Here is a 21,313-nt window from a genome sequence, read left to right as displayed (position 1 = left end):
CAGTTTAAATTAAAGATTTACGTAATGAAACACTAACTCCCTTTGGTACATGTGCAACAATTTTTGCTCCAGCCTCGTTCACTGTTACCCATCCTAAACCTGAAAAAACAACATCTGTTTTTGGCTCACGAATTGTGAATTCATATTTCACAAGCGGTGGCATACTCTTAAGCTCTTCTGGTGTAGGTGGATTCAATAAATCCCCAGCATGATTTTCATATAAATCATCAGCCTTCTCAAGCTTCGTACGGTGAATTGGAAGACGGTTTGATAGATGACAAACGAAGGAGCGACGTCCACCCTTCATGTAGTCAAAGCGAGCTAAACCACCGAAGAACAGTGTTTGTTCTTCATTTAATTGAAATACCATCGGCTTAATTTCTTTCGTTGGCGTAATCATTTTCAAGCTTTGCTTTCCAACAAAATGTGCCATTTGATGGTGATTAATGATACCTGGTGTATCGTATAGTGATGATGTTTCATCAAGTGGTATGTCAATTAAATCAAGTGTTGTCCCTGGGAAATGAGAAGTTGTGATTACGTTTTCTGTTTCATCACTAAATGTTTTAATGATGCGGTTAATGAATGTTGATTTCCCAACATTTGTACAACCAACAACATATACATCTTTTCCATTACGATGCTCTTCAATTGCTTGTGCAAGTTCTTCAATTCCTTGTCCTTTTGCTGCACTAATTAAAAAGACATCTTCTGGCTTTAAGCCAAGTTGCTTCGCACTATATCGCATCCAATGCGTCAACTTTTCATGCTTTACTGATTTCGGAATTAAGTCTGCTTTATTTCCGACAAGAAGCACTTTATTACCACCAACAAAACGGTGAAGACCCGGTAGCCAGCTACCATTGAAATCAAATATATCAACAATTTTTACAACGAGTGCATCTGACTTTCCAATGCCGTTTAAAATGCGTAAAAAGTCATCATCTGTTAAGGAAACATCTTGAATTTCGTTGTAATTCTTTAGTCGAAAACAACGTTGACAAATAACACTCTCTTTCTCTAACGAAGAAGCCGGGGCATAGCCAAGCTCATTTTTATTTTCCGTTTGGATTGCAACGCCGCAACCAATACATTTAATCATTTCAGTCAAACTCTATTCCTCCCAGTTAATTAAACCTTTTCTTTTCATCTTGCGCATAATCACACGCTCAATTTTACGATTGAATTTCGTCATAAATCCATCTGTTTGCGCAACTGGTACAACTAAAATCGTATGAAGCCCAATGCGATTGCCACCAAGTACATCTGTTAACAATTGATCTCCAATTACAACAACTTCTTCTGGACGAAGATTCATCGTCTTTAAGGCGCGTCTAAACGCTCCTACAAGCGGTTTACGTGCTCGGTGAATAAATGGAATACCAAGTGGTTCTGCAAAATCGTGTACACGCTGTTCATTGTTGTTTGAAACAACCGTTACTTGAATGCCGTGCTTTTTCATAGACAGGAGCCATTTCTCTAAATCCGGTGTCGCGTTCGGACGATCCCACTCAATTAGCGTATTATCTAAATCAGTAATAATCCCTTTAATTCCGCGTTCTTTTAAGTCTTCTGGTTGAACATGATATACGTTTTTTACGTATTCATTTGGTAAAAATAATTTCAATTTCTTTCACCTCTTTGAGGAGTTTTATAAAGTGAAACTTCACTCAGTGGGGTTTTCTTCATCCCCCACTGAGTGTTAGTTGAACCAATCGGGCTTTTACGGGCTGTTAATATCCCACCTAAACTTCTTCGTTTTCTCTCAAGTGTTTGAGATGGGAGTCTTACAGCCCGTTAATGCGGGAAGAAATTTGCTACAGTATGCGCTTCATTTCAAAATATTCCATACGCAACCGGTTTACATAAATAAAATTTTTCGACAACATTTTTTGATACGTAACCTGTGGATAAACTTGTACACATTTTCCATATTATGTTTTCAGTAAATTTTGAAATTATCAACATTTTCTACACATCTTATCCACACTTTACAGTGGATAACTACCTCATTGTCGCCTGAAGTATTTTTTGATACAGTAAACGAGACAACAAACTTATCCTTTTTTCGCAGGAGGTGATCCGCCTTGAAGGCGAAACATATGGAACAGTTATCTACTGAATTACTCACTGAGTCTTATTATAAAGCAAAAGAACTAAAATTAAATCCTGACTTCATTTTACTCATTAAACAAGAAATCATCCGACGATCATTAGAGGACAAGCTCGCTAAATCGTCTTGAGTACATAAAGATTACTGCTTCACTTGTAAAAAGAGCCCTCTTGTAAGACGGCTCTTTTATCCCACATGAACGATGTCCCCTCTTACACCGAGGGGACAACTACCTATACAATTCTCGGCTTATAACCGCGTTGCAATTCTCTCACCAAGGTAAACATCTTGTCCACTCGTTAATGTATCGACAGCTGTAACCATATCCTTTTCAAATAGCAATACAACTGTTGAACCAAACGTAAAGTATGCCATTTCTTCACCTTTTTGAACAACTTCTTTTTCATGAAGCAATTCAATACTATTTACAAACATTGCACCAACTTTTACAAGTGCCATGCACTTTCCTTCACTCTCTACTTCTGTTACAGAACGATAATTTTTTGATAACGGCTCTTTCCCAAGTGTCATTCCTGCTTCATTGACCGGATATGATTTCCTTCCAAGAACGAAACGATCCGTTACAGCGCCTGAAATTGGGCTATGAATTCGATGATAATGACTCGGACTTAAATAGATTACCATATATGTACCACCTGCGTAACACTTTGCTCTCTCTTCATTGCCAAGCATCTCTACAACAGAGTACTGTTTCCCTTTAATTTCAAACGTTTTCGCTTCTTCAATCGGACCATAATCTGCAAAAATCCCATCAACTGGACTAATTATACTTGAAGAATCACTATCAATTACACGCTTTCCTTCTTTTAACTTACGTGTAAATAATTCATGTAACGTTTTATACTCCTTTAAATCCTTCTCCATTTCATCTTGATTAATTTGGAACACTTTCACATAAGATGAAATGATAATAGAACTAAAGCGAGACTGTGCAAATTTACGTAACACATAAGACGTGAAACGCCCATTTGTTAGCTCAATCATTAATCGATATAACGTACGTCGCAAACTGCGAACCCTCCTAATATGTCTTAATAAAAATTATTAAGTTTATTTTTCCCTACTTTTGTTCTCATATCATAAATAGTTAGCACCTTTTAATATTACAGATAGAAAGCCTTATTTTCAACCTAAAAAAGAAGTGCGGGCTCTCACTCCCCAGCACTTCTCTCTGTTAACCTTTCCCCTTCTTTTCTTTCTCCGCCCTCACAAATTCATGAAACATTTTCATTAGCGCACGCTTTTCAATACGGGATACGTAGCTTCTTGAAATCCCTAGTTCCTTTGCAATTTCGCGCTGTGTTTTTTCTTTATCTAGGCCAAGACCAAAGCGATTTACAACAACTTCTTTTTCACGATCGTCTAATATTCCAATATATTCTCTTATCTTCTCAAGCTCCATCGTTAGCTGAATCATATCAATAACATCTTCTGATTCTGATTTCAAAATATCAATTAATGAAATTTCATTCCCCTCTTTGTCCTGTCCAATCGGATCATGAAGAGATACATCTTTTTTCGTCTTCTTTAGTACACGCAGATGCATTAAAATTTCATTTTCGATGCAGCGAGCCGCATAGGTCGCAAGCTTTGTTCCTTTTCCTTGCGAATAGCTTTCAATTGCTTTAATTAAACCAATTGTACCGATGGAAATTAAATCCTCTGCATCTTCTCCTGTATTTTCAAACTTCTTCACAATATGTGCCACAAGACGTAAATTATGCTCAATAAGCAAATTTCTTGCCTCTGGATCACCTTGCTTCATAAGCTCCAAATACTTTTGTTCATCTTCTGGTGATAACGGCTGTGGAAATGCATTATTTTTGACATATGATACGAAAAGAAATACTTCCCGAAACATATACCCAATTGCGGCGAACAGACTCAATCCCTTCACCCCCGCAAAAATAGTGGTCTTTACTATATGTATGTGGGCGCATGGTTGTTTGTGTCTGTACAATAGAATGAATATTATTTCCAGTAAATCACTTTTCCGTTTTCTGCATCTATGTAGCGTAATGACTCTTTATTATCACCTTTCTTCGCTGTTGTTTCTGTGTAAATGAGCCGATACTTTGGCGTAGTATCTTCCCCTTCATCAAACCATTTTAATTTTACAGAGGTCTCTTTCATATAAATCGCAAGTGCCTCTTGTTCACTAATGTTCACATTCGTATCATATGTACTTAGTTTTTGAAGAAGCCACCTCGGTACACCTTTGTAGCGAACAATTTTACCGGACACTGCATCAACAGCCACCCAAACCCATTCATCTGCTAGGCGAATGCCGTTGACATAAATGTGAAATTTAAAATGGTATGGATTTTCTTCTTCATCATCTTCATCCATCCAAAGGCGAAGCTGTTCTTCTACATTTGGATAAATATTTTCTAAAAACTGAAGCGCTTTTTCAAAGCATTGCGCCCGCGTTAATACAGGTTTTCTATCTTCTTTTCCCATTTCTATATAAGAAATCAATTCATCCGTTTCTTTATCAACTTCTATAATGATTGATTTTTCATATTGAAGTATCGGTATTTTATTATTGAAGTAGGAATCTAATGACTTATCTTCTTCACTACTTTCTATCGATTCACTTAACATTTCTGCCCATATCATTTTCTTACATGTCTCATCTTCTATCTCACGAACCTTTTTCATCTTTCCTTCATCTATCTTAAAACACTCATTTATATCAATTTTTACCCTTTGCTCTTTCCGTAACGGAGTGATTGACACCGTTTCAATTACATAATGACTACGATCATGTAAATCCTCTCCCGTCTTGGCATCAATAAAAACCGTTGAAAAAACAGGCTCATATACAAGCGCATATTCATCTTTCGGCTTTCCATCTTTATATGCATATAGAACTGGATCAAGACGTTTAAATACGCGCTCCATCTCTTGTCTTTCATTTACCTTCTCTATTACATATTCTTTATCTATCACCTTCTCCGGCCAAACAGGTTTTTCTTTTATCCCCTTACTTCGAAACTTTGTAACAGCTTTAGACGAATCTACTTCCATAAAAGCACCTGTATGAGGAAGCTCATAACCATTTACTTCTTGCATATATTCAACCCAAAAGGAACTTTTTCGCTTCTCGACTTGAACCATGTTACATTCTTTTAATATATGAGGGGCATGCGTTTGTAAAAATCTTTCGGCTATTTGCTTTCCTTCTGCTTCACTTAACGTGATTGCTTCTTTTGGAGATTCCTTATTTATAGATAGCTCAATTAGCTGGTTTGTTTTTTCCTTAAAGCATATATGAATATACTGTTCACAATCCTCTTCTTGCTCCCACCATAATATATGTTCACCATTTTTTGTATCACCTACAACAAGTTTATAATCATTTGGAATTGTTACGAGGTGCTCGACTTTGTTTCTACTTTTCATATCGTATCCCTCCGCCCTAAAAGTATATTTTTATTATAGCATGTAGTTTTGGTATTTTTTACAAACAACTATAATAAAACAAGGCTGCTAGGAAATTTCCTAGCAGCCTTGTTTACTCTTTACTTCGTTTCACGGTGCAACGTTACGCGCTTTAATCTTGGGCAATATTTTTTTAGTTCAATACGCTCCGGATTATTACGCTTGTTCTTTTTTGTAATGTAATTACGATCACCGCATTCTGTGCACGCTAATGTAATGTTTACACGCATTTCATTCATCTCCTTATCTATGTAAAGTTTTGCAACTAAAACGTAATGATTACGATTTAATCTTATGATAATCTCTTCTACTTAGTTTGTCAATTATATGAATAGAAGTAGTTCTTTATAAGAATCACTTCTATTTATATAAATTTATAGTTTTAATTAACATTAAAATGTCTCATATGTAACAAACTCACCCATTGGTTTTCTATATCCACGTGGACGAATCTTACTTCCATCACATTTTCCAATCGGTATCATTAAGACTGGAATAAGATGTTCTGGAATATTTAATTCTTTTATCTTTACAATATTCTTTACAAATCAAGAAAGCAAACAAAACATCTCGAATTCGAGATGTTTTCCGACGGTAACATAAAAGTCAAAAATCTGAAACAAATTGTTCATACGAAATTCACATCAGTATATTACTATAAAAATTGTACATAGTACCTTTACATTTTTATCCACAAACGGGTACGACATTTCTAATAAAAAAGGAGGGCAGTATGAATGAAAATTCGTCATCGCTTTATGATTTCATCATTTGCTGCGTGCGCTTATATGATTTGGTATTTAGTATAAGCTCGCTTTTAAATACGAAAAAGGTGTGTATAACATGGATTATAATGAATCTACAATTAATTACTGGAAAGCATTTGTATTACCTTACACATTTGCATTAGAAGAATTAAAAACAAAATTTGAGATAATGAACCGGGAAGCACAGTTCTTAGAAGACTATAACCCGTTTGAACATATAAAAACACGTTTAAAACAACCAGAAAGCATTATTAAAAAGTTGGAAAGAAAAAATTTAATACCAACGATCGAAAATGCCCAAAACCATTTGCAAGATATTATCGGCATTCGAATCACATGTTGTTTTATAGAAGACATTTATTATTTAAAGAACTTGATTATGAACCGAGGAGATATGGAAGTTATTAAAGTAAAAGACTATATTAAAAACCCAAAACAAAATGGTTATAAAAGTCTACATATGATTATTAAATACCCATTATCACTGAATTCCGGTACGAAAGAAGTTTTTGCTGAAATTCAAATTCGTACAATGGCGATGGATTTTTGGGCAAGTTTAGAACATAAATTGTACTATAAATACGAAGGGAAAATCCCTGAATATTTAAGCCATGAATTACGTGATGCTGCTTTCAAAGCAGAAGAACTTGATAACAAAATGGAATCGATTCGCCATGATATCGATGAAATCGAAGCATGTTCAGAACGTATTTTATTACCAGTTTAAAAAGAAAGTGAAGCTTTTCGTTTACAAAGCTTCACTTTCTTTTTTCTCAATTATCCGTACATCCTCTATTTTCCAACCACCACTTTCTTTTCCTATCCCATATTGAACTTTCTTTTCTACTACTTTGCTATTTTTATTTTCTTTTTCAGTCGTTTCAATTACTGCATAATCTCCCTCAAACTTCTTTACATCAGTAGTTAATAGTTCAACTTGTACATTTCCTCTTTTAAAATCTGCTTCTTTCTGTGCTTTTGTGTCATCAAAATTCATAGCACTAGAAGAATACAAACTCATGTGCTCTTCAAACAAATTTTCATTTATTGTTTGCACATACTGATTCACTAATTGTTTTAGCGATTGCTCATCCTCTTCTGTCATCTCAATCATCTCTTGTTCTTGAATGGTTCTTTCTTTTTCTTCTATCTTTTCCTCATTTGAATTACACCCGACAAGTAATGCTCCTATTCCAACCGATACTAAAATCTTTTTAATCATTTTTTCTACTCCTTTAAACAAAATAGAAAAAGCGAGGCGTTAATGCCGCGCTTTTTCTATTTTCTTAATAGCGATCTTTATTTGGGTCACCGCCACCAATAATATCAAATACACGTTTTGCTAAGTTTGTATTCTCTTGTACACCAGTGAATAAGTGTTTTCCTGGTCCGTATGCATATACACCTACATCTTCACCAGTGTGTCCACCTGTTGTCCAGCCTGTGAAAGAGCGCACATCGAAGATTTTTTCAATTGCGTCATCAATTTTCGTTACATCTTTTGTTACTGCTGCTTCATTCACTGCTGCAATTTCTTCTGGTGTAAATTCTAATTCAACATTTGCTTTTAATGTTTCTTCAACACTTGCACCATTCGCAATTTCTTTCGCCATAAAGTCTGGTGTACGCTTTGCTGCTTTTAATACGTTTGCATCAAAGTTGTACTCACCATCTACGCCAAGAGTGAAGCCACCTGTAGAATGATCTGCAGTTGTTACAACTAATGTTTCTTTATCTTTTTTCGCAAAATCAATCGCTGCTTTAAATGCTTTTTCAAAGTCTTCCATTTCACTCATCGCTGCCACTACGTCGTTATCATGACCAGCCCAGTCAATTTGACTACCTTCAACCATTAAGAAGAAACCATCTTTATCTTTGTTTAAACGGTCAATCGCTGCTTTTGTCATTTCTTCTAAAGAAGGTGTTTCCGCACTGCGGTCAATTGCCTTATCTAAACCAGCTGGTGCAAATAGACCAAGTACTTGCTCGTTTTTATCCTTTAATAATTGCTCACGGTCTGTTACATAGCTATAGTCAGATTTTTCAAACTCTTCTGTTAAGTTACGGTCATCACGTACAAAGTTATCAACACCGCCACCAAGCATTACATCAATTTTATGCTTATTATCTATTTTTTCATCAAAATAATCATTTGCAATCTCATTCATATTTTTGCGGCTCACATCATGTGCACCAAACGCTGCTGGTGTTGCATGCGTAATTTCAGAAGTTGCAACTAACCCTGTTGCTTTACCTTTTTCCTTCGCTTGTTCTAGTACTGTTTTTACTTCCTTTTTATCATTATCTACAGCGATTGCGGCATTGTATGTTTTAATACCTGAAGACATCGCTGTTGCTGCCGAAGCTGAATCAGTAATATTTTCATGCTCATCTTCTGGGTATGTCATTTGTGTCCCTACTAAATATTTATCAAATTCTGTTTTTTCCATTTTCTTTGTATTTGGATCATCCTTCATATAACGATGTGCCGTCATATAAGAAGGCCCCATTCCATCTCCAATTAATACAATGACATTTTTAATTTTCGTACCGTTAGCTTTTGCAGCTTTTTCATCCGAACCTGTCGCGCTACATCCTACAGCTGAAGTGAATACTAGCGTTGACAATGCTGCCAATGGCAATGCTTTCTTTACAAATTTTTTCACGATTAAGTCCCCCTAAGGTCTTGTTTAAGTTTCTACTAACAATGTAAGGGAAAAGTATTAAGGAAAAATTAGGCTCATGTAAAGGTTTTGTAAATTTATGTTAAGATGTGTTAGTTTATGAATTATTTTGTAGATTTTGAAGCATCTCCCTTATTTCTTGCTAAACTATTAAAAGAAGGAGGTATAAAATATGCACGTAAGACAATTAGACAAACGACACATTCCAAACATGTTAAACCTCAATAAATCAATAGGTTGGTTACAACATCCGTCTTTCATAGAAGAACAATATAAAATGTTTTTATCCATTGGTACATTGTTCGGTCACTTCCATAAAACCGAGCTTATTTCTTCTATTGCTTTATTTCCATATGAGAAAGGATTTACATCCATCGGTATGCTAATCGTTCATCCAAAGTTTCAGAAAAAAGGACTAGGAACGGCCCTTTTAAACAGTTGCTTAAACGAGACACCTCCGTTTTTATTAGTTGCTACTGACATGGGGGCTCCTTTATACGAGAAACACGGATTTCATACCGTTACTTTCATCCATCGATTAGAACGAAAAAAGAGCACCACCATAAACAGTTTCTTCTCTATAAAAGACATTACTTCATACGATCTTCCAACATTAGTTGAAATGGATTATATAGCAAGTGGGGCTCACCGCTCTCACTTATATAAAACATTGTTAGATCGAACACACTTTGCTTTCAAAATAGAAAGAAGAGATAGCGTAGGAGCTTTTGCGTTTTGCTTTATAAAAGGTGACACATTATGCGTAACACCACTTATTGCTAAATATGAAGAAGACGCATTGCATTTACTCCTCTCTATATGTGAAAAATGGAGCGGAACTGTTCGTGTAGACGTACCCGCTTCTCAAACAAACTTTTCACATCAATTACATACATATGGATTTCAAGAAACACTTCGCTCTCCGCTCATGATGAAAGGTTCGGTACAACTTCCTGGAAATCGAAAATTTCTATTCGCAATGATGGATGCTGCGCTCTGCTAATTACCAGTCTTACCTTACTACTACAATTTTAAAACTATTTTACATATAAGAAAAAGCGTGCTTCCCATCTGCACGCTTTTTCATTTATATAGTTCGAACGATCCTGTTTCTTCATCCATTTTCTGCGCAATTTGAAATGCTTCTTCAATGTTTACTTCATGATTGATAAGCTCGTAAAAGAAACGAGTTATAAATAAGAGTGATGCATTTCCATCTACGTAATCACTCGATCCAATGTATGCCTGCGCTCCTTTTTCGATAAAAGCTTTAGCAAGCGCTTTTTCACCTAACGTACAGCCACTATTCACAACATATCTTCCATCTAACTTCGCATATCGCTTTATTTCCTCGGCACCAAAATCCCCTCTTGGTTCTCCCTCTTCATATATGTCCTCACCTAGTTCAGTCATGATAAACTTGCCCTCATCCCCGTGAAAACAAAAAACAATGTACTCCATATCATCGTATATACTTTTCCCTGATAATACATGAATCAAATCAAGCGGCCTGCCCGTCCAATATGTAACAACCTTTGCACCAAAATACTCAAGGTTTGCTCTCAACGCTTGCGCCTCTAAGTCACTATTCTCTCCAACGACTAATGCAACATTCATATTCTCTCCTCCATATTTGACAAAATAATTTCATACCACATAGCTTCGTTTAAAAAGTCCTTACGCGTAAGTGTCTCCTTGTTAATGTGTTCTCTATAAGCTGTAATTGTTCCATCATGTGATACAACACAAATTCGATCCGTCTTCTGTTCCATACACCACTTCAAAAAATTCGTTATCGCTTTTTGTAACTCACATGGTGAAATAACATTGATACCATCGTGCCATAACAATTTATCTTCTTTTAATAGAAATTGAGGAAATAATGTTTGGACATCATTTTGACTTAACATTTGATCGCACGGCAATGTTCTTCCTCTATCCTTATAAGGAAATATTCGCGGTGCTACAGCTGGATGAACAATCTTTATACAATCTACATTTTCACTCCATAACGATGCCGTCTCCAGCGTTCGAACTGTTGGACTTACAACTAACAAATCATTACTTTGTAAAGGGAGTGTGTCTCTTAATAATCGAACTTGCTCTTTCCCCTTCTTTGTTAAAAAAGGATGATAGATTTGCAGACTCTTCGGCAAATCTACAGTATGCATCCCCTCTCCATGTCTAACAAAAATTATTTTCATATTTGCCTCCTTTCTATTTTTACATATCCAAAATAGCTTCTACAGCGCCAAAAAAAATCCTCTCTATAAAAGAGAGGTCCTATATTTATATAAATATAAAGGGGGAACAAAATTAAGGGTTTGTTATAAAGTGAAACTTCACTCAGTGGGGGTTTTCTTCATCCCCCACTGAGTGTCAGCCCGACCAATCGGGCTTTTACGGGCTGTTTATCTCCCACCTAAACTTCTATGAGTTCTCTAAGTTTTGAGATGGGGGTTTTACAGCCCGCAAATAGCGGGATAAACAAAGGAGTATTTGTAAATAAAAGCAACTGAAAATGGTTATAGTAACGGAAGATATAATAATAATTAAGGAGGCCATAGCAGTGAATAATTCAAATGATTTTGTAGAAAATTTACATGAGAAACAAGAGAAAGATGAGAGAAATCGCAAGCGTCAAGGGAATGGAAATCCTGGTAAGAAGAAACCAAATAAAACGCATAAGTAATTATTTGAATTGGATAAATACACTATTTTATTTGTAGGTATTTAATTTCTATAAGAGAAATATAAATTCCTTCTATTTCCAAAAACATTTTTCCTTATAACAAACATACAAATCCCTCTACTCATAACAGGAGTTTTACATATAGACAAAGAATATTACTGTTCTATACAAAATGAGAAAGAGGGATTTACTATGATTCGTGAAATTACAGAACAAGATGCCGCTACTTTTTTAACACTATGTCAAGCAATTGACGGTGAAACAGATTTTATGCTTTTTGAACGAAATGAACGAAAGTTAACGATAGAGAAACAAATCACAATCATTCAAACGTTTCTTTCTTCTCCTAATTCAAGTATTTTTGTCGCAGAAAAAGACAACGAGCTTGTAGGTTATATACTTGCTCGCGGCGGAACTGTTCAGCGAAATAAGCATAGCGTTTACTTAGCAATCGGTATTCTTCAAGATTATGCAGGACAAGGAATTGGAAAACAATTGTTTCATACTGTAGAAGAGTGGGCTCGTGAACATGAAATACTAAGGCTAGAACTAAAAGTAATGGCTCATAATGAAAGAGCCATTTCATTATATAAAAAATGTGGCTTTAATGTTGAAGGTGAAGCCGTTCACGGTGTTATTGTTAATGGAGAACCGAAAAATGAATATTATATGGCGAAGCTTTTATAAAAAGAAAGAGCAATTGAATGTTTATGTTCAAATGCTCTTTCTTTTTTCTTTCAAATGTTTCTCAAGTTTGTTTTTCTGAATATTCAAAAATAATTGGAGGGTTAATGAGAAAATTGTCAAATTTATGTTTATAATCAATACTCATTTCATTTTGCTGCAACAAAAACACATATCAGCATTATAAATGAGAAAATACACATAGGGGGAATGTTTCATGAAAAAAGTAACATCGGGATTACTTAGTATGGCGCTCGTATTTTCAAATTTCGGAGTACTGAGTGCGCATGCTGAAAAGAAAGCACAAGAAAAGCAACTTAGTCCGCAATTAGAAACAAATATGAAACAATGGGGCGGAAACAAAATTTCTACAGAAGTGGATACACAAACATCAAAAGAAATTTCTGTTATTGTCGAGCTCCATCACGCTCCAATGGCCTCAATGGAAAACATACAACACGCTCCTGATTTACAAAATAACGATGCGAAATCTCAAGAAGAACAATTAAAACAAGCACAAGAAAACGCAACAAAGAAAATAAAAGAAAAAGTACCACAAGCAAAAATAACTGAAACATACCATACACTATTTTCCGGATTCGCTCTTTCCATTCCTGGTAATCAAATAACTGTGCTTGCTTCTTTACCGGATGTAAAAGCAGTTTATCCAAATTTAACGTATAAATTACACGATACAACTCAAAGTGCCCCTTCTACCGAAAATCCGAATATTGGTGGACCAACAATAGGTGCTCCAGAAGCTTGGAACTTGCAAGACCTTTCTGGTAAAGCATTAGATGGAAAAGGAATGAAAGTTGCTGTTATCGATTCGGGCGTTGACTATACACATCCCGATTTACAAGCAAATTACATAGGTGGATACGATACGGTTGATGAAGACGACGATCCAATGGACGGAAATGTACATGGTACACACGTTGCTGGTATTATTGCGGCAAACGGTAAAATTAAAGGCATTGCCCCAAATGCTTCTATCTTAGCTTATCGAGTGATGAATGATATGGGGTTTGGAACAACCGAAGACATTATTGAAGGTATTGAACGTGCTATTCAAGATGATGCCGATATATTAAATTTATCACTTGGCCAAGACTTAAATGTTCCTGATCAAGCTGTAACACGAACATTAGAAAGGGCTGCGAAGCTTGGTGTCACTGCTGTCGTTTCTAATGGAAATGACGGTCCAAAACCATGGTCGGTTGATGCACCAGCCAATACAAGTAGTGTAATTTCAGTTGGTGCTTCTACTACTTCAATCCCATTTCCAACATTTCAAGTGAATGGTTCTAAAACTATCTATCAAGGACTGCCGCTCTCAACATCAGACCTTACATCAAAAACGAGTGCACCTCTTGTATATGTTGGTTACGGTTCTCCTAGTGACTATACAAAACAAGATGTCAAAGGGAAATTTGTCTTAGTTGATCAAGGAAATTCTAGTACGCTAGTTAAAGCTGAACAAGCAAAACAAGCTGGAGCGCTCGGAATCTTTCTTGTTTCTAGTGAACAAGAGATTTCCATTATGCCAGAGTATTTCTATCGTCAAAATAATGCTATTCCAGTTGTTCAACTATCTAATCAACATGGAGAACAGTTAAAAGCTGCAGTAAAAAAACGAGCAAAAACAATTACAATCGGTCAGCCTAATATGAAAGAATTAATTGGTAACTTTAGCTCCCGTGGGCCATCACAAGGAAGTTGGCTTGTAAAACCAGATTTTGTAGCACCTGGGGTTCAAATTACAAGTACAGTACCAAATGGAGGCTATGAATCTCATAATGGAACTAGTATGGCCACACCACAAGTTGCTGGAGCATTGGCACTTCTTCGCCAAATGTACCCAGATTGGTCAACAGAACAATTAAAAGCTGCTCTTTCTAATACAGCAAAATCATTACAAGATGTAAACGAAAACACGTACCCTGTTATGACACAAGGGGCTGGATTAATTAATATTCCAAAAGCACTTCAAACTGAAACACTTGTAACACCAAACAATGTGAGCTTTGGCTTTATTAAACCTGACAGCGGAAAAATCAAATTAACACAAAATATTTCGCTGCAAAATCGCTCAAACAAGAAAAAAACATATTCAACACGTGTTGAACTGCTAGATTCAGCGAAAGGAATTCACACTTCTTTCCCATCTTCTATTAGCGTAAAGGAGAATAGTGCAATGGAAAAGCCATTCACAATTTCCATTAATCGTTCTCTTCCACAAGGGGTCTACACTGGGGCTTTATACGTAAAAGAGCGTGGGAGTGATTACGAAATACGAATCCCATTTACATTTAGTGTAGACCCGAAGGATTATAAACGTATTGATGGATTAGAAATTATTAACTCTACCTTTAGTCCCAATGGTGACGACATATTAGATGACAATCTTATTCACTATCATTTATTATCAGCCGTTGATGATGTTACACTACACGCAAACTTAGTTACGAAAGAACATGTTTCTTATGAAGGAATTATTTATCAAGGTCAAAACGAATCTCCTGGATATAAGCCGTTTAAATGGAATGGCACTAGAGCCAATGGTACTGAACTTCCTGACGGACTGTATCAAATTGAGGCAGTTGCTTCAAACACAGGTGGGGAAACGAAACAAACCGGTGCAGTATTTATTGATAGACATGCCCCCCAACTATCAGCTGAAGTTGATAATGAAAACTTATTTATTAAAGGAAAAGTAGATGATATATTACTAGATTGGATGACCGAATCAGGATGGATTGCTCCAGGTCTACCTGTCACAATGAAATATAAAATTAATGGAAATGGCATATGGGAACTACCATTTGTGAATACATGGGAGAAGAGTTTCGATATTTATTTTGATCGTACGCAACTACAGGAAGGTAATAATACAATTCATATCGTTGCAACAGATGCTGCTGGAAATACATCTGAACTAAACGTACAATTAGAAGTAAAGTGATTAATCGCTTATATCTCAACCCCTGTCGAAAAATTCGGTAGGGGTTTTTCTATTATTTCAAAACCAACAGTTAAACAATTCTGAATGTTGTGATAAAATTTAATATAAGCGCTTACATTTTTTGAAAGAAGGTGATGCACGCACGGAAACAAACAGTCTTTTCATTAGTAAAAAAGAGGAGGATTTACCATGACAAAAAAAACAGAAATCCCACCACATTTACGACCGTTTGTATCAACACAGCATTATGACCAATACACACCAATTAATCACGCAGTATGGCGTTATATTATGAGACAAAACCATAACTTTTTAAAAGATGTAGCTCATCCAGCTTATGTGAATGGGCTACAATCATCAGGCATTAATATAGATGCAATTCCAAAAGTAGATGAAATGAATGAATGTTTAGCACCAAGTGGCTGGGGTGCTGTCACAATTGATGGACTTATTCCAGGTGTAGCATTTTTTGATTTCCAAGGACATGGGCTTTTGCCAATCGCAACAGACATTCGTAAAGCTGAAAATATTGAATATACGCCGGCTCCTGATATCGTTCACGAAGCTGCTGGACATGCACCGATTTTACTTGATTCTACATATGCAAAGTATGTAAAACGATTTGGACAAATTGGAGCAAAAGCATTTTCAACGAAAGAAGAACATGACGCGTTCGAAGCAGTTCGTACGTTAACGATTGTAAAAGAAAGCCCAACTTCTACAGTGGAAGAAATTGATCGTGCTGAAAAAAATGTAATTGAAAAACAAAAACTTGTTTCTGGTCTATCAGAAGCAGAACAAATTTCTCGCTTATTTTGGTGGACAGTTGAGTATGGATTAATCGGTGATTTAGAAAATCCAAAAATTTACGGCGCAGGTCTACTTTCCTCTGTTGGAGAAAGTAAGCATTGTTTAACAGATGCTGTAAAGAAAGTTCCGTTCTCTATTGAGGCTTGTACAAAAACAACATACGACGTAACAAAAATGCAGCCACAACTATTTGTATGTCAATCGTTTGCAGAATTAACAGAAGCCCTCGAATCATTTGCAAAAACAATGGCATTTCAAACTGGCGGAGCAGAAGGCTTACAAAAAGCAATTCATTCTGAAAATGTGGCAACAACTGAATTAAATAGCGGTCTGCAAATTACAGGAACATTTGCTAATATGATTCAAAACGATGCTGGTGAAGTCATTTACATGAAAACAAACGCACCAACTGCACTTGCAATTGACCATAAACAGCTAACAGAGCATTCGAAAGATGTTCACCAAGATGGCTTTGGGACACCTGTTGGCCTACTAAAAAATAATATTGCATTAGAATCGTGTTCAGATAAAGAATTACAATCATTAGGAATTATCGTTGGTAATGAAACCGAATTTACGTTTGCAAGTGGTATCCATGTAAAAGGAACTGTCACAAATATTATGAAAAATGAGGATAAAATCGCCCTTATTTCCTTTACAAATTGCACGGTTGTTTTAGGAGAGCGCGTATTATTTGACGCTGCATGGGGAGCATTTGATATGGCAGTTGGTTCCTCTATTACTTCTGTATTCCCAGGCGCTGCAGATGCTGCCGCATTCTTTCCAATAGAAGAAGAATCCGAAGAAACACCAGCACCACTTGTGCTAACAGAGCTAGACCGCCTATATCAAACTGTTCGGGAAATTCGAACTGAAGGAAATTCACGTGATACAGACATAGAACAGTTAGTAGCAATTCAAGATGTACTAAATCAATTTTATAAGAAAGAATGGTTATTACGCCTTGAAATTTTAGAATTACTACTAGACTACAATAAAGATTTAGAAATCGCTGCAACACTAGAAAAGCAACTCGCTTCTTTTACGGATAACGAAGCAGTTCAGCGTTTAATCCATAATGGTCTTGCGTTACTACAGAAAAGGGATGTGGAAAATAATGCTACGACTAACTGATGAGGAAGTACAAGAAGAATTAATAAAACTGAATAAATGGAAAGTGAAAGATGAAAAATGGATTGAACGGAAATACATGTTTTCCGATTACCTAAAGGGTGTTGAATTTGTTTCTGAAGCCGCCAAACTGTCAGAAGAACACAATCACCATCCATTTATCCTTATTCAGTATAAAGCAGTTATCGTTACTTTGTCATCTTGGAACGCAAAAGGATTAACAAAACTTGACTTTGAACTCGCAAAGCAGTTTGATGAAATATTTATGCAAAACGAGAAAGCAGTGATTCGTTAATAACGAAAAAAGAGAGGCCTTTGCTTAGGCTTCTCTTTTTTCAACGATATGAATGATATGACCAAATGGATCTTCTACTTGTAGTATCCCCTCTTTATATACTGGAGTAACTCCAGCGCTTTGCAAACGACTATATACCGCTTCTTTTTGTTCAAGGTTTTCAAGCACAAGCGTAAAACACTTTAAACCTATTGAATTCGGAAGCTGTGGTGGTACTCCTTCTCCTTGCCAAGTGTTTAAACCAATATGATGATGATAGCCACCGGCTGCTACAAAAAGCGCGCCATTACGTGCTGGAATGGTTACTTCAAATCCAAGTCCGTCTACATAAAAACGCTTTGCTTCTTCTAAATCTCCAACATGAAGGTGAATATGTCCTACCGTTGTTTCAGCCGAAAAACCTTGCCATTCTTTCGCTTCTTGTAATAAAGCTTCGCCATCAAATGGATTACTTACAAATGGAAGGTTCCCATTTTTATCATGCCACACTTCTTTCGGACGGTCGTAATAAATCTCAAGCCCATTCCCATCTGGATCGCTCATATAAATCGCTTCACTAAAATGATGATCTGCTCCGCCTTGTATTGGATATCCTTTTTGCAACACATGACGTAATACACTTGCTAACTGCTCTCGATTTGAGACTAAAATTGCAAAATGATATAACCCAGTGCGATTCCTTTGTTTTGGAAGAACACCTTTCTTTTCTTCTATCCGAAAAAGCGGTGTACGATTTTCGTTACCAAGTACAGCAACGCTACCCTCTTCTTCTATTACATGAAACTTTAGTACATCTCGGTAAAACGCAAGAGACCGCTCCATGTTGGATACATATAAATGGACGAGACCTACGCTCGTATGAGAACCTAGCCTAAAACTCATATCATTCTACCTCCTGTTTACATTAACTCTTTTTCAGCACTTTCTCCTGAACAAAGCGATCAACAAAACCATCTGCTTTTGCAACAAATAAGTAAAGTCCCATCGCTAACAACGTTAAGTCTAATTCATATCCAGCATTCTTTCCATCTCCTAATAAACCAGCAGACCATTTTACTTTCACAATTGCGCCAACCATAATAAGTGCAAATAATAGTCCAATGTATCTTACACCAAAACCGATAATTAAACATACACCACCAACAACTTCAGCTGTTGCCACTCCATATGCAAGAAAACCAGGCAAACCAATGCTCGTAAACCACCCTGCAATATTTTCGATACCTGACTGAAACTTCGTTAAACCGTGCATAAAGAACGTTAAGCCTAGCACGAAACGAATAATAAAATTACCAATATGTTGATTCATTTTTCTCTCTCCTTTTGTTTTGTTATATAAAACTTTTATTCACATTACAAAACATACGATAAAAATAATCATTCGTCAATTCATTTTTCTTGAGAAAAAATGATTTTTTTTTGCTATGATACAAATAGTTGAATAGTTGCTTTATTAAAAAGGAGAGTTTTGTATGAATATCGGTGCTGCAATACGCGAAATTCGTAAGCGCAAAGGAATAACAATCGCCCAGATTTGTGAAGGGACAGGACTTTCAAAAGGCTTTATGAGCCAAGTAGAAAATAATAAAACGTCGCCATCTATTGCAACGTTAGAAACGATTGCAAATTTTTTAAATGTACCACTTCCCTATTTATTGCTTGAACAAAAAAATAGGATGAAAATCGTGAAAAAAGAAAATAGAAAACATAGTATATACGGAGAAGACGAACAAAAAATTGAACATGTTGCTGAGCAAGGAGGCCTTCGTTTATCGTTAGTAGAGATTCCTGTAGGCTTTCCAAAAGAAAATAAACCAAATGCTCATGAAGGAGAAGAGTGTCACCTTGTGTTACGTGGAAAATTAGAAGTGCAGCACGGGGAAGATATTGCAATTGTTGAAGAGGGAGATTCCTTTTCTTTCAGTGCATGTGTACCGCACATTGTTCGTAACGTTGGCGAAGAAACTGCATTGTTACTCATTTCTAGTTATGCCGAAAATAGAAAAAGAATATATTAAAGCATTGCACAAGTACGTTTGCAATGCTTTTTTGCTATATTCACTGCACTATCCCAACTCTTTTTATGCTATAAACAAGTACGTCTTGATTGTGAAAAGTAGTTGTCTTTTCATAACTCATCCCAACTTTTCTTGCAACAAAAATTGACGCTGGATGATTTGGGTTAATGAGAGAGATAAGTTTATTTAACTTTAACACTTGAAATCCATAATTTCGAAAAGCAGCCGCCGATTCTTTTGCATAGCCATTCCCCCAGTAATTCGGGAGTAACCAATAGCCAATTTCCACTTCTTGCTTTCCATCAACTCGTTGACGGACTAACCCTGCATGACCGATTGGCACTCCTGTTTCTTTGTCTATCATGACAAATAAACCAAGTCCGTTTTCATATTTTGTAGAAATCCAATGTTCAAGGCTTCTTTTACATTGTTCATACGTTTTCGGCGTTCCACTTCCAATATACCGAATTACTTTCTCATTACTCCATAACGATGCATAAAAATCTAAATCATCCATTGTATATTTCTGAAAGCGCAACCGTTCTGTATGAAACATTACTTCTACCTCCTTCTTGTAGATTCCCGTTCTATAATAGAAACTGGTAAGGAAATATGTTCTGCAGCTAATTCTGAATTTTGTAACCGTCTATATAACACAGTTACCGTGTATTTTGCCATATTTGAAATAGATGTGTGTATCGTTGTGATAGACGGGTACATCATACTTGATAAAGGTTGATTATCAAATCCAATTACTCCTAGTTTTCCAGGAACTGCAATTCCACTCCGCTGCGATTCCATGATAATGCCAGCAGCTACTTCGTCACTTCCCGTAAATATCGCATCAATAGGTTCTGACATTGAGCATATTGTACGAATAACTCTCTTTCCATCTTCCATTCGATAGCAATTTGCAAATACCCAATTAGGATTCATTTCAATACGATGTTCATATAATGCTTGCTTATATCCTTGAAGCCTTTTACACTGCGCCTCACTCGTTAATGTATCGTAGCAAAATCCAATTTTCTTATAACCTGCTTGTAATAAATGTACCGTTCCTATATATCCAGCTTCTTTTTCATCAAACTCAACTTTTGAGATACTTGTTATACCCGTATGTTCATTACATATGACAATCGCTTCAAGATTTGCAACCCCTTCTAATTCTTCTTTTGAAATAGAAAGGGTGGAGAAGATGAGTCCGTCTAGCTTTTTCGTTCGTACGTATTGTAAAAAATCCCTTTCTTTCTCCGCTTCATAATTGGATTGTAATATAACGACATCATACCCATCTTTCTTTAAAACACCACTAATCTCTTCAATCAACTTTCCGAAAAAGGGATGATGTAACGTAGGAACTACTACTCCTATTAAATTCGTTTGTAAACGACGTAAGTCCTTTGCAACTGATAATGGGACATAGTTCATTTGATCTATAACACTTTGAATTCGTTCTCGCAATTCCGGACGGACGTAAGGATGATTATTTAACACGCGTGATACTGTCGCTTTGGAAACGCCAGCTAACTTTGCAATATCTCCAATTGTAGTAATTGTTGTCTCCCCCCTTGACCTGAAATGCATTTCATATTATACAGTAACTTCATACTACAATTATAAAGTGAAACTTTAATCAGTGGGGGAATTTCTTCCTCCCCCACTGATTATTAGTTGAACCAATCGGGA

23 protein-coding genes and 1 pseudogene are annotated in these 21,313 nt (G+C 36.1%); 9 read left to right on the top strand and 15 right to left on the bottom strand.

Annotated features, from left to right (window positions below):
- Positions 1–4: 4 nt before the first annotated feature.
- Positions 5–1,111, bottom strand: a complete 1,107-nt coding sequence (gene yqeH, locus BAMA_RS10230; RefSeq protein WP_034638761.1) for a ribosome biogenesis GTPase YqeH — start codon at positions 1,109–1,111, stop codon at positions 5–7.
- Between the two features lie 3 nt (positions 1,112–1,114).
- Positions 1,115–1,627: a YqeG family HAD IIIA-type phosphatase gene (locus tag BAMA_RS10225; protein ID WP_034638760.1), complete on the bottom strand. Its 513-nt coding sequence runs from the start codon at positions 1,625–1,627 to the stop codon at positions 1,115–1,117.
- Between the two features lie 460 nt (positions 1,628–2,087).
- Between BAMA_RS10225 and sda the strand changes: the two genes are divergently transcribed.
- Positions 2,088–2,243 carry a sporulation histidine kinase inhibitor Sda gene (gene sda, locus BAMA_RS10220; protein WP_034638759.1) on the top strand — a complete coding sequence of 52 codons (156 nt, stop codon included), beginning with the start codon at positions 2,088–2,090 and terminating at the stop codon, positions 2,241–2,243.
- Between the two features lie 119 nt (positions 2,244–2,362).
- Here the strand turns inward: sda and BAMA_RS10215 are convergent, their stop codons facing one another.
- From BAMA_RS10215 to BAMA_RS24510, 5 genes and pseudogenes are all read right to left on the bottom strand, one after another.
- On the bottom strand, positions 2,363–3,142 hold the full coding sequence (locus tag BAMA_RS10215) for a phosphatidylserine decarboxylase (RefSeq protein WP_034638758.1): 780 nt from the start codon (positions 3,140–3,142) through the stop codon (positions 2,363–2,365).
- Between the two features lie 166 nt (positions 3,143–3,308).
- Positions 3,309–4,022, bottom strand: a complete 714-nt coding sequence (gene sigK / locus BAMA_RS10210; RefSeq protein ID WP_034638757.1) for an RNA polymerase sporulation sigma factor SigK — start codon at positions 4,020–4,022, stop codon at positions 3,309–3,311.
- Positions 4,023–4,105: 83 nt separating this feature from the next.
- The gene (locus tag BAMA_RS10205) at positions 4,106–5,539 is read right to left on the bottom strand and encodes a YcdB/YcdC domain-containing protein (protein WP_034638755.1); all 1,434 of its coding nucleotides are present in this window, start codon (positions 5,537–5,539) and stop codon (positions 4,106–4,108) included.
- 119 nt (positions 5,540–5,658) lie between these two features.
- The gene (gene rpmG, locus BAMA_RS10200; protein WP_001265619.1) at positions 5,659–5,808 is read right to left on the bottom strand and encodes a 50S ribosomal protein L33; all 150 of its coding nucleotides are present in this window, start codon (positions 5,806–5,808) and stop codon (positions 5,659–5,661) included.
- Between the two features lie 162 nt (positions 5,809–5,970).
- A pseudogene (locus BAMA_RS24510) lies at positions 5,971–6,099 on the bottom strand (nitroreductase family protein); the annotation flags it as partial.
- A gap of 322 nt (positions 6,100–6,421) precedes the next feature.
- Between BAMA_RS24510 and BAMA_RS10195 the strand changes: the two are divergent.
- Entirely contained in the window at positions 6,422–7,072 is a 651-nt protein-coding gene (locus tag BAMA_RS10195; protein ID WP_034638754.1) for a GTP pyrophosphokinase, read from the top strand.
- Between the two features lie 21 nt (positions 7,073–7,093).
- On the opposite strand, the gene BAMA_RS10190 is transcribed toward BAMA_RS10195, so the two are convergent.
- Positions 7,094–7,567, bottom strand: a complete 474-nt coding sequence (locus tag BAMA_RS10190; protein WP_034638753.1) for a hypothetical protein — start codon at positions 7,565–7,567, stop codon at positions 7,094–7,096.
- A gap of 64 nt (positions 7,568–7,631) precedes the next feature.
- Positions 7,632–9,011: an alkaline phosphatase gene (locus tag BAMA_RS10185; RefSeq protein WP_034638752.1), complete on the bottom strand. Its 1,380-nt coding sequence runs from the start codon at positions 9,009–9,011 to the stop codon at positions 7,632–7,634.
- Between the two features lie 190 nt (positions 9,012–9,201).
- Between BAMA_RS10185 and BAMA_RS10180 the strand changes: the two genes are divergently transcribed.
- Positions 9,202–10,032 (top strand): GNAT family N-acetyltransferase, encoded by an 831-nt coding sequence (locus BAMA_RS10180; RefSeq protein WP_034638751.1) that lies wholly within the window; start codon positions 9,202–9,204, stop codon positions 10,030–10,032.
- 80 nt (positions 10,033–10,112) lie between these two features.
- On the opposite strand, the gene BAMA_RS10175 is transcribed toward BAMA_RS10180, so the two are convergent.
- Entirely contained in the window at positions 10,113–10,646 is a 534-nt protein-coding gene (locus BAMA_RS10175; protein ID WP_034638750.1) for a CHAT domain-containing protein, read from the bottom strand.
- Entirely contained in the window at positions 10,643–11,233 is a 591-nt protein-coding gene (locus BAMA_RS10170) for a histidine phosphatase family protein (RefSeq protein WP_034638749.1), read from the bottom strand. The genes BAMA_RS10175 and BAMA_RS10170 overlap by 4 nt, the downstream gene beginning before the upstream one ends.
- Before the next feature lie 365 nt (positions 11,234–11,598).
- Between BAMA_RS10170 and BAMA_RS10165 the strand changes: the two genes are divergently transcribed.
- The 5 genes from BAMA_RS10165 (at position 11,599) to BAMA_RS10145 (ending at position 17,606) form a co-directional block, all read left to right on the top strand.
- Entirely contained in the window at positions 11,599–11,721 is a 123-nt protein-coding gene (locus BAMA_RS10165) for a DUF4023 domain-containing protein (protein ID WP_034638748.1), read from the top strand.
- A gap of 192 nt (positions 11,722–11,913) precedes the next feature.
- Complete coding sequence (locus BAMA_RS10160; protein ID WP_034638747.1) at positions 11,914–12,408, top strand: GNAT family N-acetyltransferase; 495 nt, start codon at positions 11,914–11,916, stop codon at positions 12,406–12,408.
- 214 nt (positions 12,409–12,622) lie between these two features.
- Positions 12,623–15,370: a S8 family peptidase gene (locus BAMA_RS10155; RefSeq protein ID WP_034638746.1), complete on the top strand. Its 2,748-nt coding sequence runs from the start codon at positions 12,623–12,625 to the stop codon at positions 15,368–15,370.
- Positions 15,371–15,559: 189 nt separating this feature from the next.
- Positions 15,560–17,314 carry an aromatic amino acid hydroxylase gene (locus BAMA_RS10150; RefSeq protein WP_034638745.1) on the top strand — a complete coding sequence of 585 codons (1,755 nt, stop codon included), beginning with the start codon at positions 15,560–15,562 and terminating at the stop codon, positions 17,312–17,314.
- Positions 17,295–17,606: a 4a-hydroxytetrahydrobiopterin dehydratase gene (locus tag BAMA_RS10145; RefSeq protein WP_034638950.1), complete on the top strand. Its 312-nt coding sequence runs from the start codon at positions 17,295–17,297 to the stop codon at positions 17,604–17,606. The genes BAMA_RS10150 and BAMA_RS10145 overlap by 20 nt, the downstream gene beginning before the upstream one ends.
- A 24-nt stretch (positions 17,607–17,630) precedes the next feature.
- Here the strand turns inward: BAMA_RS10145 and BAMA_RS10140 are convergent, their stop codons facing one another.
- Positions 17,631–18,488, bottom strand: a complete 858-nt coding sequence (locus BAMA_RS10140; protein ID WP_034638744.1) for a VOC family protein — start codon at positions 18,486–18,488, stop codon at positions 17,631–17,633.
- A gap of 22 nt (positions 18,489–18,510) precedes the next feature.
- Complete coding sequence (locus tag BAMA_RS10135; protein ID WP_034638741.1) at positions 18,511–18,915, bottom strand: DoxX family protein; 405 nt, start codon at positions 18,913–18,915, stop codon at positions 18,511–18,513.
- 163 nt (positions 18,916–19,078) lie between these two features.
- Here BAMA_RS10135 and BAMA_RS10130 point away from each other — a divergent pair, with 163 nt between their 5' ends.
- Positions 19,079–19,624 carry a helix-turn-helix domain-containing protein gene (locus BAMA_RS10130; RefSeq protein ID WP_034638739.1) on the top strand — a complete coding sequence of 182 codons (546 nt, stop codon included), beginning with the start codon at positions 19,079–19,081 and terminating at the stop codon, positions 19,622–19,624.
- A gap of 40 nt (positions 19,625–19,664) precedes the next feature.
- On the opposite strand, the gene BAMA_RS10125 is transcribed toward BAMA_RS10130, so the two are convergent.
- Together BAMA_RS10125 and BAMA_RS10120 are read right to left on the bottom strand one after the other, a co-directional pair.
- Positions 19,665–20,180, bottom strand: coding sequence for a GNAT family N-acetyltransferase (locus tag BAMA_RS10125; protein WP_034638737.1), 516 nt, complete (start codon positions 20,178–20,180; stop codon positions 19,665–19,667).
- Positions 20,181–20,185: 5 nt separating this feature from the next.
- Positions 20,186–21,211 carry a LacI family DNA-binding transcriptional regulator gene (locus BAMA_RS10120; protein ID WP_084157959.1) on the bottom strand — a complete coding sequence of 342 codons (1,026 nt, stop codon included), beginning with the start codon at positions 21,209–21,211 and terminating at the stop codon, positions 20,186–20,188.
- Positions 21,212–21,313: the final 102 nt, after the last annotated feature.

Source organism: Bacillus manliponensis (assembly GCF_000712595.1).
Lineage (GTDB): Bacteria > Bacillota > Bacilli > Bacillales > Bacillaceae_G > Bacillus_A > Bacillus_A manliponensis.
Note: the sequence above shows the minus strand (reverse complement) of the source record. Positions and strands in the feature narration are given on the sequence as shown.

Coding starts and splice junctions, on each gene's coding strand:
- BAMA_RS10205 (WP_034638755.1), bottom strand. CDS start 5,539: ATGAAAAGTAGAAACAAAGTCGAGCACCTCGTAACAATTCCAAATGAT.
- rpmG (WP_001265619.1), bottom strand. CDS start 5,808: ATGCGTGTAAACATTACATTAGCGTGCACAGAATGCGGTGATCGTAAT.
- BAMA_RS10195 (WP_034638754.1), top strand. CDS start 6,422: ATGGATTATAATGAATCTACAATTAATTACTGGAAAGCATTTGTATTA.
- BAMA_RS10190 (WP_034638753.1), bottom strand. CDS start 7,567: ATGATTAAAAAGATTTTAGTATCGGTTGGAATAGGAGCATTACTTGTC.
- BAMA_RS10180 (WP_034638751.1), top strand. CDS start 9,202: ATGCACGTAAGACAATTAGACAAACGACACATTCCAAACATGTTAAAC.
- BAMA_RS10175 (WP_034638750.1), bottom strand. CDS start 10,646: ATGAATGTTGCATTAGTCGTTGGAGAGAATAGTGACTTAGAGGCGCAA.
- BAMA_RS10170 (WP_034638749.1), bottom strand. CDS start 11,233: ATGAAAATAATTTTTGTTAGACATGGAGAGGGGATGCATACTGTAGAT.
- BAMA_RS10160 (WP_034638747.1), top strand. CDS start 11,914: ATGATTCGTGAAATTACAGAACAAGATGCCGCTACTTTTTTAACACTA.
- BAMA_RS10155 (WP_034638746.1), top strand. CDS start 12,623: ATGAAAAAAGTAACATCGGGATTACTTAGTATGGCGCTCGTATTTTCA.
- BAMA_RS10150 (WP_034638745.1), top strand. CDS start 15,560: ATGACAAAAAAAACAGAAATCCCACCACATTTACGACCGTTTGTATCA.
- BAMA_RS10140 (WP_034638744.1), bottom strand. CDS start 18,488: ATGAGTTTTAGGCTAGGTTCTCATACGAGCGTAGGTCTCGTCCATTTA.
- BAMA_RS10135 (WP_034638741.1), bottom strand. CDS start 18,915: ATGAATCAACATATTGGTAATTTTATTATTCGTTTCGTGCTAGGCTTA.
- BAMA_RS10130 (WP_034638739.1), top strand. CDS start 19,079: ATGAATATCGGTGCTGCAATACGCGAAATTCGTAAGCGCAAAGGAATA.
- BAMA_RS10125 (WP_034638737.1), bottom strand. CDS start 20,180: ATGTTTCATACAGAACGGTTGCGCTTTCAGAAATATACAATGGATGAT.
- BAMA_RS10120 (WP_084157959.1), bottom strand. CDS start 21,211: ATGCATTTCAGGTCAAGGGGGGAGACAACAATTACTACAATTGGAGAT.